General features: G+C 67.9%; 12 protein-coding genes. 2 read left to right on the top strand and 10 right to left on the bottom strand.

The genetic code is table 11. The features are described from left to right. Nucleotides 1-112 precede the first annotated feature (112 nt). On the top strand, nucleotides 113-1,444 hold the full coding sequence (locus M2163_RS01085; protein WP_280892880.1) for a hypothetical protein: 1,332 nt from the start codon (nucleotides 113-115) through the stop codon (nucleotides 1,442-1,444). Between the two features lie 29 nt (nucleotides 1,445-1,473). On the opposite strand, the gene M2163_RS01080 is transcribed toward M2163_RS01085, so the two are convergent. The 3 genes from M2163_RS01080 to M2163_RS01070 all read right to left on the bottom strand — a co-directional run bounded on the left by M2163_RS01080 (nucleotide 1,474) and on the right by M2163_RS01070 (nucleotide 5,555). Next, a complete protein-coding gene (locus M2163_RS01080) occupies nucleotides 1,474-1,938 on the bottom strand; it encodes a hypothetical protein (protein WP_280854966.1) in 465 nt (154 codons plus the stop codon). A 1-nt stretch (nucleotide 1,939) separates the two neighbouring features. Continuing rightward, on the bottom strand, nucleotides 1,940-3,619 hold the full coding sequence (locus M2163_RS01075) for a hypothetical protein (protein ID WP_280854967.1): 1,680 nt from the start codon (nucleotides 3,617-3,619) through the stop codon (nucleotides 1,940-1,942). A 718-nt stretch (nucleotides 3,620-4,337) separates the two neighbouring features. After that, nucleotides 4,338-5,555, bottom strand: a complete 1,218-nt coding sequence (locus M2163_RS01070) for a LacI family DNA-binding transcriptional regulator (RefSeq protein ID WP_280854968.1) — start codon at nucleotides 5,553-5,555, stop codon at nucleotides 4,338-4,340. Nucleotides 5,556-5,575: 20 nt separating this feature from the next. On the opposite strand from M2163_RS01070, the gene M2163_RS01065 reads away from it, so the two are divergent. Further along, nucleotides 5,576-7,231: a glycoside hydrolase family 13 protein gene (locus M2163_RS01065; protein ID WP_280854969.1), complete on the top strand. Its 1,656-nt coding sequence runs from the start codon at nucleotides 5,576-5,578 to the stop codon at nucleotides 7,229-7,231. A 156-nt stretch (nucleotides 7,232-7,387) separates the two neighbouring features. Here the strand turns inward: M2163_RS01065 and M2163_RS01060 are convergent, their stop codons facing one another. From M2163_RS01060 to M2163_RS01030, 7 genes are all read right to left on the bottom strand, one after another. Then, entirely contained in the window at nucleotides 7,388-7,747 is a 360-nt protein-coding gene (locus M2163_RS01060; RefSeq protein ID WP_280854970.1) for a hypothetical protein, read from the bottom strand. A gap of 414 nt (nucleotides 7,748-8,161) precedes the next feature. Beyond that, nucleotides 8,162-8,902 (bottom strand): ISAs1 family transposase, encoded by a 741-nt coding sequence (locus M2163_RS01055; RefSeq protein WP_280893131.1) that lies wholly within the window; start codon nucleotides 8,900-8,902, stop codon nucleotides 8,162-8,164. Continuing rightward, nucleotides 8,869-9,087 carry a hypothetical protein gene (locus M2163_RS01050; protein ID WP_280854971.1) on the bottom strand — a complete coding sequence of 73 codons (219 nt, stop codon included), beginning with the start codon at nucleotides 9,085-9,087 and terminating at the stop codon, nucleotides 8,869-8,871. Before M2163_RS01050 ends, M2163_RS01055 begins: the two co-directional genes overlap by 34 nt. Before the next feature lie 160 nt (nucleotides 9,088-9,247). Beyond that, on the bottom strand, nucleotides 9,248-9,388 hold the full coding sequence (locus M2163_RS01045) for a hypothetical protein (protein ID WP_280854972.1): 141 nt from the start codon (nucleotides 9,386-9,388) through the stop codon (nucleotides 9,248-9,250). Between the two features lie 951 nt (nucleotides 9,389-10,339). Then, a complete protein-coding gene (locus M2163_RS01040; RefSeq protein ID WP_280854973.1) occupies nucleotides 10,340-11,482 on the bottom strand; it encodes a phosphatidylinositol-specific phospholipase C1-like protein in 1,143 nt (380 codons plus the stop codon). Between the two features lie 55 nt (nucleotides 11,483-11,537). Further along, on the bottom strand, nucleotides 11,538-12,140 hold the full coding sequence (locus tag M2163_RS01035) for a hypothetical protein (RefSeq protein ID WP_280854974.1): 603 nt from the start codon (nucleotides 12,138-12,140) through the stop codon (nucleotides 11,538-11,540). Between the two features lie 20 nt (nucleotides 12,141-12,160). Beyond that, nucleotides 12,161-12,403: a hypothetical protein gene (locus M2163_RS01030; RefSeq protein WP_280854975.1), complete on the bottom strand. Its 243-nt coding sequence runs from the start codon at nucleotides 12,401-12,403 to the stop codon at nucleotides 12,161-12,163. Nucleotides 12,404-12,762 lie beyond the last annotated feature (359 nt).

Raw genomic sequence — 12,762 nt, 5'->3', positions numbered from 1 at the left:
GTCCGTCTTATGGCCGGACCTGTTGTCAGTGGCCTGCGGCATGATGCGGGGCACCTGACGGCCCGTCCGACCGAGGGGTTTCAAGGCCGTCGGCTACAAAGGGAGGGGTGCTGTGCGCAGGCCAGTCACAGGCGAGGTGCACGTTCACTACAGTCAGATCTACGTCGAGAGCGATCCGGACAGTGCGATCCCGGATCTTTCCGAGGCGTTCGCAGGCCAGCGCGGGGGGCTGTGCGGGGCCGCAGTCCCGGGCGTGCTCTGGCTGATCACCGGACTGCACACAGGCAACGTCGGCTTCGTCGTAGAGGTCCACGACGAAGATCCTCCGCTGGACCCGATCTGGGAGGACGTGGTGGAGGTGTCCTTCCGGCCGATGTCTGAACGCACCAGTTTGGTGCAGTGGGCGGGCGAAGCCGCGTGGGACCTGAATCTCGACCAGACCGACTACCGCGTGCGGTACTGCGCCCAGAGGATGGACGAGGGACGGAAGCTCGACACCAGAGTAGTCGGGAAGCCACAGGCGGACAGCTACCTCCTGCAGTTCTGGCCCGCGCCGCCTCGTGCGGACCGCGTGGTCCGCCAGACCTCACAGAACGCCGCCTACTGGCACCGCTACGCGCGCGAACTTCCGCCACCACCCACCTCCGAGCAGCGCGCCGAGACCGAACGCCTGGCCCGCCAGGCGGAGGAACGGGCCGCCGAGGAGCGGAGACTGCACCGCGAGCAGTGGGAGTGGGGCGGGCAACTGCCGAGCGAGGGGCTGCGCGGCGTCGGCGGTAATGTCCGCGGTCTGCTCCGCTTCGACAGCGACCTGGTGCACGCCCTCGACGCCGCGGGTCCGGAGGTCCAGCGTACGGTAGCGTCGCTAGCTGCCCGGCGGGCCTGCGCGGCAGCGGGCCTGACCGACGTTCCGTGGGTTACCCAGGCGCTCACCGCGTTGACGCAGAAACGTCCGCTGCCGCCGCCGTTCGACGACACAGCCCGGCTGTGGGAGAACCTGCGGTCCGACCCGCAGGTCCCGAGGCGGTCGGTGCTCGAGGCGATACCTCCCGGGCGACCGCCATATCGCCCACCCACGCCCCCGGCGGCGGCGGAATGGACGTGGGTCCCGGCCACGGATTCGGAAAACCGGTCAAGGCTGCCGGGCCTCGGCCAGGCACTGGGCGCGCTTGTACCGACTGGGCCCGCCAGTCATGGCACGACACCGACCGCAGGCGTGGGGCAAGGTGCTGCCGTGGTAGTGCACACCTCCGGCACTCCGCGCGGACCCGAGCGAATCTCGCAGCCGCACTTCGCCCTTCCTGCCGTACTGGCCGCTGCCGAGCCCGACCCGCTGAAGGCGGCACTGGACGCGGTGTGGCACGCGGTAAATACGTACGGCGAGCACTACCCAGAGTTGCTGGAGGAAATCCGGTCGGCGTGCGTCGAGCAGCTGGGAGAGTAGGCCGGTCCTGCTGATCAACCTGGTGCGACTCAGCGGCGCGGCAGGGGGACGACGCCGACGGCGTCGTCCCCCTGCTCTTGATCGAGGACCGAAGCGAACGTACTCAGCTCGCGGTGGAGCCGCTGGACCTCGTCGTCCTTGGCTGCCAGGACGGATAGCAGCAGCTGGTGACGTTCCTTGAGCTGCGTGAGTTCGGTGTGAGTGCGGGTGAGTTTGCCGGTGAGTCGCTGGTTGAGATCACGCAGCCGGACGATGCGGGCCTCGCGCGGGTCGGGCTGTTGACCGGCTGCCCAGGCGGCTGCTCGCCGCTTCTCGAACTCGTCCTTGAGGTGCCCCCAGGTCCGATAGAGGGATGCGCGGGAGATGCCCGCTTCACGGGCGAGCGTCTTGACGTCGCAGGCGCCGCCGGGCGGAATCTGCCCGGCCATCAGCCGGTCGATGGCCGCGCGGATGCGCCGCTCGATCTGGTCGCGCTGCTGGTGGCTCAGTGCCATGTCATCGGGCCTTTCCGGCTGCCGTGTCGATCTCTTCGAGAACCCGCATGGACCGCTCGTGCTCGGTCCTCAGCCGGGCCTTCTCCGCGGGTGGGATCCGAGGGCTGGCCAGCAGGACGACGCCGTTTTCAGCTGTGGTCTGCCAGACGGAACGGTGAATGATGTGGTGGGTGGCCTGCGGGCAGCGGGAGCTGTCACACAGCCCGGTCAGCGGAGCTGCGGCGGACCTGGTGCCGGCGAGCTTGGAACACAGCGCCTTCGCCGGGTCCTCGAACCAGCAGTAGTTCGCCACGGAGAGGTGCAGGACCGAAGCCTTCTTCTTCAGAAGAAGCTCGATCTGCCGGTCGGTGACCACCTTCGCCGGACCCGGCTCGTGGTCGGCCAGTTCCTTCTCGACGGCGCGGAAGGAAGCCAGCAGCGCGTCGGCTCCCGGGCCAGCGGGCATCTGGCCCTGTTCGAACTGCCGGTACGCCTCGACGGTCCGCTTGAGCTTCTCCTTCGCCTCCTCCTTCTTCCACTCGTGGTGGAAGACGGCCTGGGCGCCACCCGGCCGGCCGGCGTATCCCTCGCTGGTGGCCACCTGCAAGTGCTTGAAGTGAACCTTGGTGGCCAGCAGTCCCCCCGGGCGGGAGGCCATCTCGGCAGACAGCGTCCGCCGCAGGCGGCGGGGGTGCACCGGGTCGTCGGGGATCGGCTCCAGGCCCATGCGGCGCCCGGCGGGCGAGGCGACCCACTGCCGCAGCCAGGTCATAGCCCCGTTGGACTCGAAGCCGTTGAACGCGCCGAACAACGGCTGGCCAGGCTCAGCGGCCGTGATCTGCTCGGCCAGAGCGATAACACGTACGACTTCCTCGATGACGACCCACTCGTCGACCTCACCGCACCATAGGCGCCCTTTGACGACCTTGCTGACCAGGCGGTGCCGGGCCAGACCAGTGCCGTCGGCGGCGGTCGTGCGGCGGCAGCCGACCGTCGACTCCATTAGTTCGCTGGACCGCATCCCCGTCAACGCGGCGGTGGCGACCGTGCAGGCATGCCCGGCGACCCGGATCAAGGCGTCAGAGGACCTGTTCGACAACGGCAACGACCAAGGGATCAACTCGCCGGTGTCCGCGCGAGGGGCGTCGGCAGGGTCGCGACACCACAGGTACTCGGTGCCGACCTCGGCGACCGCCTCCTCCAGCAGCGGGCGGGCCTGGGCGAAGAGAGACTTAATGTCCCGGTGTCCCGTCGGCCGTAGCAGCTGCTGGAAGTTGGCTGTCAGCAACGGATCCTTCGGGTCCCACCTCAGGCGGAGGCGCTTGGTCACCTGGGCGTCCTCGATCCGCGGCAGCGGCTGCCCCGTCCGCAGATGTTCCTCGACGAGCGCGGCAAGCCGGTCGCCGTCCCGTAGATTCCTCGACCACTCGACGTTGCGCCAGGACTCGCGCTCGGCCGGCAGCTGGCTCCGCAAGCCCACGATGTGTGGTCCGAGCACGTCGACCAGGTGCAAGCACGCCGTCAGCAGCGGCCGCAGGACCTCGTCGCCCAAGGGCTCGGTCTTGATCACCACCTGGGGCCGGGACGGTGCCCCGGTCACGACGCGGGGCGATCGTGCGCCCCAGGGCCGGAAACCGGGCCGGTGCCGGTCGGCCGACAGTAGCTCGCCGTAGTCGGTGATGTCCTGCTTGGCGGAGACCACCGTCCGCAGCGAGCTGCCGGCCTTGTTCCGCAGGACAGCGCCGGTCTCCTTGTCCCGGACGACGCCGTACTCGCGCAGGAACGCCTCGCCAGTGGTCCTGGGTGACCGCGGCGAGCGTGGGGATCCGGCGCTCGTGCAGCCAGTTCAGCCAGAACGTGAGGTGGTAGACGCGGGCATAGATGGTGCGGGGGTGGCGCGGGAGCCGGCGGGCCCTGGGCAAGGCGAGGACGCGCTCGTCCTGGGTGGCGATCCAGGCCAGGGCGAGTTCCTTGGCGACCACGCGCCAGGGCCGATGGTTGATCCGGTCGAACAGCACCGGCATCCGCTCAGGGATCAACGGCTCGCCATCGAGTCCCCAGGACTGCCAGCCCTCGGCAGAGAAGAAGTGCACCAACACGCGGCGGGACGGTACGTCCGCGACACGACCCTCATCAACTGCTAATCCCACGTCCGAACAACGGGAGTTCAGGAATGTGAGACACGCCAAGAAAGCAGCGACAAGCGGTGCACAGGCGAAGTCGGCGGCGCACTGAAGTGGGCTGGGTGGTGTGTGATGAGCGAAATGAAGACCGTGGGACGACTCGCGTTTTCGGACGCTGCCTACGCACCCGTGCTTGATTCTGCGCCCACCAGGGGTCGGGTCGTAGCTTCAGTCGTCCTTCTTTCCCCGGGCGATCTCGTGGCCGTTGAAAGGCGAATCCCCAGGATGTACCACCTGTCACTCGGTCCGGCTGAAGCCCGCCTGGGTGCTTCCTCGCACCTGCAGTTGTACTGGCAGGCAGCGGCTGCGCGGGCTTGGCAGGGAGGCATCTGCACGGCCGGCGATCAGACGCAGCAACGCTTTGGCCGCGGCTCGGCCCTTCGCGTCCACGTCCTGGCGGACCGTGGTGAGCGTGGGTCGCGTTCGTAGAGCGAGTGGATGGTCGTCGAAACCGACGACGGCAAGATCCTCGGGCACACGCAGCCCAGCGTCCGCTGCGGCAGCGAGTACCGCCTGCGCGATGACGTCGGTCAGACAGAGCGCGGCAGTGGGTCGATCGGACGCAGCAAACAACAGACGGGCGCCTTCGCTGACGTCCGCGGCGTGTTTGGGTTGGTTAACCAGCGTCGGTTCGACACCGGCTGCCGTCAACGCTTCCATCCAGCCGGCGTGACGTTCGGCGATCACCCGTAGTTGCCGGGCAGCCTCCGGCAGAGGACCGCGCGTCGGCCCGGCATCAGGCCCGAATCCCGGGGTGACCAGAGCTACCTTCCGATGGCCCAGGTCGACAAGGTGCTGGGCGGCCGCGCGGGCACCGCCGCGGTCGTCGATAGTGATCGACACCTGGCCGCGGGGGGCGGTCATGTCGACATACACCAGTGGCAGATTGCGCCGTTGCAGCCAGTCCAGCGCCGGCAGCCGTGGGTCACAGGAGAAGGCAATCGCGCCGTCCATGGCGACATCACGAGCCGGAACGACCGTGCCCTCGGCTAGTGCTGGCAGGAGGGTGAGGGCCAGTCCGCTGGGTGCGAGCTCGTCGGCGACCGCTCCGAGGAACCGAGCCGAGACCTCGTCGGAGAGGGCTTGGCGCAGTTCCGTGGCCCACAGCACCCCTACCGCGCCGGTGGCGCCGGTGGCCAACGACCGCGCCGACGGGTCGGGGCCGAGATAGCCCAGCGCCTCCGCCTCGGCCAGGATGCGCTCGCGGAGGGCGTCGGAGAGTTGATCGGGTCGGGAGAACGCATTCGACACCGTCATCCGGCTGACCCCGAGCCGGTCGGCGATGGACTGCAGCGTGACTCTGGCGATGGCCCTCACCTCCCGATCGCTCGACTCTCTCAACCGTGTTTGCTTCAAGCGGCTTGTCCAGCCGCCGCGCGAGGGCGCCCTGGCAAGCATGAAGCCATCTTGCACAATCCTGCCGCCGTACATATCTTTACCGGTACAGAAACCCATCGCGTCCAGGAGACAGTGTTTTGCCTACCAACGCCACCGACGCCACGTGGTGGCGCCAGGCCGCCGTCTACCAGATCTACCCACGGTCCTTCGCCGATTCGAACGGCGACGGGATCGGGGACCTCAAGGGCATCACTGCCAAGATCCCGTACCTCGTCGAGCTCGGGATCGATGCCGTGTGGCTGAGCCCGTTCTACCCCTCGGCGCTCGCCGACGGCGGCTACGACGTCGACGACTACCGCAACGTCGACCCGCGCATCGGCACCCTCGAGGACTTCGATGAGATGTCCGCGGCCCTCCACACGGTCGGCATCAAGATCATCGTGGACATCGTCCCCAATCACACCTCCGACCGCCACGAGTGGTTCCAGGAGGCCCTCGCGTCCCCCAAGGGCTCCGCGGCCCGCGAGCGATACATCTTCCGCGACGGGAAGGGCGAGCACGGCGAGCTCCCGCCGAACTCGTGGGGCTCGATCTTCGGCGGCGGAGCGTGGGAGCAAGTCACCGAACCCGACGGGGCGCCGGGGCAGTGGTACTTCCACTTCTTCGCCAAGGAGCAGCCGGACCTGAACTGGGACAACCCTGAGGTCCACGAGGACTTCCTCAAAACCTTGCGCTTCTGGGCCGACCGCGGCGTATCCGGGTTCCGCGTCGACGTGGCCCACATGCTCAAGAAGAACCTCGACCCGGCCTACGATGCGCTCCGTACCGTCATGTTCGGCGAGGCCTCGGAATTCCACGACGGCCAGCACCCGCTCTTCGACCGCGACGAGGTCCACGAGGTCTTCGCGGACTGGCGCAAGGTCTTCAACGAGTACGATCCGCCCCGTACCGCCGTCGCCGAGGCCTGGGTGCCCGCGCACCGCCGCGCCCGCTACGCCTCCCCGGAGGGTCTGGGGCAGGCGTTCAACTTCGACCTCCTCCAGGCAGACTTCGACGCCGCCCAGTTCCGCAAGATCATCACGGACAACCTCGCCTTCGCCGCCGAGTCCGGCACCTCATCCACGTGGGTGTTCTCCAACCACGACGTCATCCGCCACGCCACCCGCTATGCCCTCCCCGGCAACGCTGCCAAGGCCGGAGCGCAGTGGCTGCTCGACGGCGGGGACCCTGCGGCGCTGGACATTCCGCGCGGTCTGCGCCGGGCGAAGGCAGCGACACTGCTCATGCTCGCGCTCCCGGGGTCGGCTTACCTGTACCAGGGCGAGGAACTCGGCCTCCAGGAGGTGGGCCAGATCCCGTCCGAGCAGCGCCAGGACCCGACTTTCTTCCGCACCCAGGGCGAGCAGATCGGCCGCGACGGCTGCCGTGTGCCGCTCCCTTGGGAGCCGGACGGCACCTCGTTCGGCTTCGGTCCGGCCGGCGCGCACCTGCCCCAGCCAGAGTGGTTCGCCGACTACGCCGCGAGCGTCCAGCACAAGGACCCGGCCTCGACCCTGGCGTTCTACCGGCGCGCGCTTGCCCTGCGCCATGAACTCCAGGGCGCGGAGACTCTCATGTGGGAGGAGGCGTCCGAGGAAGGCGTGCTGCACTTCGTGCGCCCCGGCGGCTGGCACGTCGTGGCCAACTTCGGCACGGCCCCGGTCGCCCTGCCGGCGGGCGAGGTGCTCCTCGCGAGCGCCGACGTCAAGGACGGCAAGCTCCCCGGCGAGGCAACCGCCTGGATCCGCGCCTGATGTCCTCCCCTTCACTCAGCGAATGGGAGCAGGAGGGGGCTGACCTGGGGCTTCACAGGGAAATGTGCGTTGGCCTGGGGAAACTCTTCTCCGTAGTTCTCACGGGTCAACGCCGTTTCCCAGGCTCATGTGCCCTGGATGTGCGCTCGCGGCCTCTCACCAGAGGGCGCCTTGCTCGGCTGACGGACGGGTAGTGGGCGGCGTCGCCGCCAGGCTCACTCGCGTCCTGGCGTTGATGGCACGAGGTTCCGCCGTCACGGCGCCCGCCTCACGCAGCTGCCGGACGGTCTCGATCACTCGGGCGGGCCGGTAGACGGTTTCCAAGAGGGCGTATCGCTTGAGCTCGGGGATGGTTCGCCCGCCGGGCGTTTCGGAGATGAAGTCGTGCAGGATCCGTCGCAGCGGAGCCGTATCCGGTTCGAATACGAGATCAAGCATCTGCTGTTGGGTGTCCCTGGGGTCGCGGTAGAGGACGCCATACGAAGGGTCCACCTTCCACATGGCGTCCTTCAGCACGGCTCCTGACCTGCGCGGATGCTGTCGCGATGGCGCAACTACGCGGCTCGGTCGCGCCGATGTTGACCACGGTTGTCCGCTCTTACGGGCACGGATTGGACACGGCCTCGCTCCAGTTGCGTCGTTCGGCGGCTTCGTCCTACCCGCGATTGACGCATCCGCAGCGGGCCCAGCGGCATACGTGGGGTGATGTCGAGTGACACTCGGCCGCCACACAACGTGGCGGTTGGTTGTACGAAGCGCAGGCCACGCCTCCACAGCTCGCCACGGGAGCTGCCGTTTCCGCCGTGCGGCATGCCATCCTCGAATAGAATGTAAGGGCTGCTGACGGTCCTTCAGAACGTGGGTTGATGTTCGGCGTCGACGCTGCCCTGCAGGAGCTCGCGCGTCTGTGTAAGCAGGGCTTGATCAAGTTCAGTAGCTGTCCGGAGCGTTGGTGATGCCCGAGATGGGAAGTGCTCGCTGGGGTTCGTCGCGGATCGCCCGGGTGGTCTTGGCGATGTTGTCGGCTCCGAGGGTTTTCAGTACGCCGATGGCGAGGTTGCGAAGGGTCGCCATGGCCCGTGGTGCGGTCCCGGCGTGGACGGTAGAGGCGTCCTCGGCGAAGGTGACATCCCTGATGTGGTGTGAGGAGTTCTCCACCCCCCAGTGCCCGCGGATCGCGGCGGCCAGGTCGGCGGGCCCGGCTTGGTGGGCGTCGAGGCTGGTGACGGCGTAGACACTCTCACGGGTCTCGCGCCGGCCGGTCTGCTTGCGGCGGCGGTGGACGCGGATGGCCAGGCGGGCGTGGGGAAAGGCGATTGCGCCGAGTTCGTCGGCGATCCCGCACGTCTTGATTGAGCGGGACTCGCGGCGTCCGTGTCCGGCCCCGGAGGCGGTGTGCTGGACGGCGATGGACTGCCAGGGAAGAGCGGCGAGTTGGGCGTAAGCGGTGGGCTGGTTGGTCTTGATCACGGCGATGTAGTGGGCCTTCCTGGTCTCGACGAGCCAGGAGATGTTCGCCTTGACCGAGTGCAGGGCGTCGAAGGTGACGACGGTGCCGGTCAGGTCCAGCGGTGCCAGCAGCGGCCGGAAGTGTGTGGTTTCGTTGGTCTTCGCGCCGACCTCCACCTGGGCGAGGGTTACGACGGTGCCGTGCGTGACCGCGGAGAGCAGATGCCGGCGCTCGCGGTAAGACGGGCTGATCCCTTGAGCGCTTTGCCGTCGACAGCGATCCCGCGCCGCTGCCGGGACGCGGAGGGCGACGGTGTCTGGGTGGACTCGATGGCGGCGCGGTGCCGGTCGGCCAGGTAGGCGCCCACCGCCCGGTCCAGGGCGTCACCGTCAACAGCCCCCAGCACACGGCCGATCGTGACCGGCGCCGGAGTGTGCCGCCATCTGAGCAGGTGGCGCCGGATCCCGACAGGAGTGCGTTCGAAGCACGCTGACCCCACTCGGCGAGTTCATCCATGCTCCTCGCTCCTGAGACGACCGCACAGGCACTCACCAGCAGGATTGCTGTCAGCGAGACCACCGGCCCCGCCGTGCGCGCGGGTCGGGCACCGAGTCGAAGTAGGGGCGCAGGTCGGCGATCCGGTCGGTGTCCAGCGAACCCAGCTTCACCAGCACGGCGGGAATGGGAGAGGATGCAGCAGCAGGCACGGGCCACCTCATGATCATCTGGCTTAGTCACCACAATGATCACGAAGCCCGTGCCTGCTCTGCTATCCACCCCAACCGGCCACAACCCGACCAGCCGCACGACCCGGAACTTGCAAGCACCCTGCGCGCGCCCGCCGCCCTCCCGGCGGAAATAGGCGTCGGCCATGGCCTCCGCAACCAGCTCGTGCAGTTCATCGTCCATCGCTCCGCTCTCTCGGGCGGCCAGGATCAGGTCGGCGTGCATGGGCGAGACAGCGGTCATGATGTCCCTCACCCGGCCCGCGTCCGAGGACCCCTCAGGGCCGAACCCGAAGAAGGCGCGGCAGGAGATGACGAGCCTTCCAGACGTGACGGCGCGCTGCCTCGCCTGTGCCTCGACCTGCGGCTGCCACTGCGCTTCGGTCTCCTGCACCAGTGCCTCCTGGAGGCGCCTCTGCGGCTTCCTGGCGGCGCCCGAGCGGTAGCGCTCCACAGTGCGGCGGGAAACGCCCAGCCGTTCGGCTACCGCCGTTGTGGAGCCCTTGGCGCGCGTGAGGAGGAATTTCATCTGGGCTCGCGCGGATTTCGGCGCGGGACGGGTGAACAGGGCGCGTTCGGCCCGGGCGAGGCCGTCGAAGAGCTTGCGCCGGAGCGTGGCCGACGCCGGGTTGGTGTGCTGATCATCCATACCCGGCAGCCGCAAGCCGGTCCCCTGTGGACAGCGGCCGCCGGGCGCCGGGAAGGATGGGCGGGGAGCGCGCATCACCACGGGAGGGGGCGGTTGTGCGGCTGACCATCGACACCGAGACGGACCTACGAGCAGGCGATCGCCGCCGTCCAGGCCGCCTACGGGCTCAGGAACAGGACCAGATCTCCTCGCCCCGATACCCAGTTGCTGCCCGCCACGGAAGGTGTGTCCATCCGCGAGGCGGCAGCCACACGTTCCGTAGCGGGTCGTGCTTGCGGTGAAGCTCAGTGCTCCAGTCTGTCGTTGCGACAGTTCTTCGGTGCGGATACCGGGTTGCAGCGGGCGGCGTCGGGACCGGGCAAGGAGACGAAGAAGTCCCGGTCGTAGCGGGAGGACATGCCTGCCGCCGGGAAATCGGTGGAGACGATCTGGGCGCCGCTGCGCAGTGCCGATTCACGCATGGCGGTGTCGCGGTTGAGTACGGTGCCCATCGGGACATCGGAACGGGTCCGCACGATGTACCCCCGTTTGACCAGATCCGCAATCTCAGCCGCGTTCGTGCCACTCGGGTCGTTGCGCTTCATGAACGCAGCTGAGGGCGTGCCCGGTTCGGAGTCGGTGAACAGCACACGGTGCTCGAGGTTCGGGTGGCCTGCAAGGTAGGCGGTACGAACCTGGTTGGTGTTGTCCATCGCGAACATCACCTTGCCGGCCGACCGAGCCACTGTGGGCCAGCCGTGCCGCAGAACAGACTGCTCAAGAGTCAGACCCGGCCGTCTGACGTCGTCGGGAGTAATCAGCTGGCCGGCGTTGAAGACCGAGCGGATCTCGTGCTCCAGTGTCCGGAAGGCGGATTCCTCCCACGGGGCGCTTTCGATGCCGCCCAGGCGTTCGAAGCGGTCTTCGCTGCCCTTGAACTCCAGCATGACCAGCAGCGGGACATGGCCGGGGTTGTTCTGCGACCAGCCGCGGATCTGCTTCAGGCACTGGGTCAACTGGACGCAGGTGGTGTTGTAGTCCACGTCCACCATGTGGAAGACCTTCGTGCCGGGTTCCTCCCAAGCTGGGTCCTGGAGCGGAGGAAGGCCCGCGTTCTTGCGGACCAGCGGCCAGCGGTACAGCCCGCCCTCGGGGTCGGGCACCACGTCGAGCTCGAGTGAGCGGACCTCCTGCTCGTCCAGCTGCTCGGCCAGCGGCGCGTGTGAGTAGTACAAGTTCGGGTTCGAACCAGGGTCCACCTCCAGCTGGGCACGCTGTTCAGCACCGGAGAGTTCACGGTGGTAGCTGTTGTGCGTGGCGACCACCTGGAGTTCGTTGATGCGTGTGCCGTCCTTGTTCGCGGCTGCCTGCGACGAACTGGTCGATACCGTCAGTGTTGCGAGTGCGGCGAGAGCTGCGGCGGCAGCCAGCCAGCGAGGGAGAGGCATGCGGTTCCTTTACGGTGAAACAGGGGGCAATGGCGAACCGTCCCACCGTGCGAAATCAGGGTGGACCTGCCGTATCGGGGGACAGCCCGTCAGCAATCTCGAAAGTGAATCTTGGTCGTCGGGGCGGAAGGGTGCCGACCTTGCAGATCGACGCGATGCCATGCGGGTTGACGTGGAAGAACGTGTGGCCGGCGTTGCAGCCGGTGAAGACGCTGCGGGCCTTGAGATGCCCTAGTGCCTGGGTCGCCAGGGGGTTCGCCTCGCCGTCGATCGTGGGCGACATGTTCGTGAAGACCTGGTGCGGGAAGCCGTACGACTTCGCGAGGCACACCATTGCATCTGTCTCGTGCGCGTTGTCGTCCGAGACGATCACGTTCAAGCGGACCGGCAGCCTGTCCTCGCGGGCGGCGTCCAGGCCCATCAGGAACCGGTCGAACGCCCCGCGGCTCCGCGTCACCTTGTCGTACGTCACGGCGGTGGCGCCATAGATGCTCAGGGTCAGTCGGTATGGCCGGTGGCGGGCGAACAGGTCCCGCATCGGCTGCTTCCGCAGCGAGGAGCCGTTGGAGGAGACCTGGACCATCATCCCGAGCCGATGGGCGTACTCGTACGCGGCGCCGAACTCGCGGTTCAGCACCTCACCGCCTGTGATCTGCAACCACAGGACACCGGCGTCCCTCAGTGTCTGGAGCAGCGCCTGCTTACCGCCCAGTCCAGGCCGTCGAACCGCTTTTCCCCGAGGTAGCAGAACTCGCAGTCGTAGTCACCGCCGAGGTTGATCTCCCACGACGCCTTGCCGTACCCGTACCGGGACCGCTCGCGGACGAGGACCATGTCGCCGATCGGCGACGCGGGCAACTCGGTCCCCCACGCTTCCTTCGCCGCGTCGGCCAGCCAGTCCGGGACGGATCGGCCTTCCACGCTCGCGGCCCGCAACTGGGTGATCGAGTATCCGAAGCTCGGCTTTGCCGTCGAGCAGGACGTACCGGGGGATGTGTTATGACGCTTACGAGCGCCTGCTGGGCGCCGGCTTCGTAGCCGCCTCATCAGCACCTGAGCCGCCCCGCGCCGATGCGTCGGACGGGCTGTGCGCGATTCACCAACCGAACCTGTTTCCCCGGCTGTCCACGCTGGCCAAGCTGTTCTCCGCCGATGACACGACCTTCACCGACCGTGACGGCCCCCGTGATCGCTGGCAGATCCCAGATGACACCGCCCTAGCCACTCTCCCCGAACCCCGGCTGAGCAGCAGATACCTGTCCCTGCGAGCAGCATCACCC

This window comes from Streptomyces sp. SAI-135 (assembly GCF_029893805.1).
In the GTDB taxonomy this organism is placed as follows: Bacteria; Actinomycetota; Actinomycetes; order Streptomycetales; family Streptomycetaceae; genus Streptomyces.
This window is presented reverse-complemented; position numbering and strand designations above follow the sequence as displayed.

Coding starts and splice junctions, on each gene's coding strand:
- M2163_RS01080 (WP_280854966.1), bottom strand. CDS start 1,938: ATGGCACTGAGCCACCAGCAGCGCGACCAGATCGAGCGGCGCATCCGC.
- M2163_RS01070 (WP_280854968.1), bottom strand. CDS start 5,555: ATGGGTTTCTGTACCGGTAAAGATATGTACGGCGGCAGGATTGTGCAA.
- M2163_RS01040 (WP_280854973.1), bottom strand. CDS start 11,482: ATGCCTCTCCCTCGCTGGCTGGCTGCCGCCGCAGCTCTCGCCGCACTC.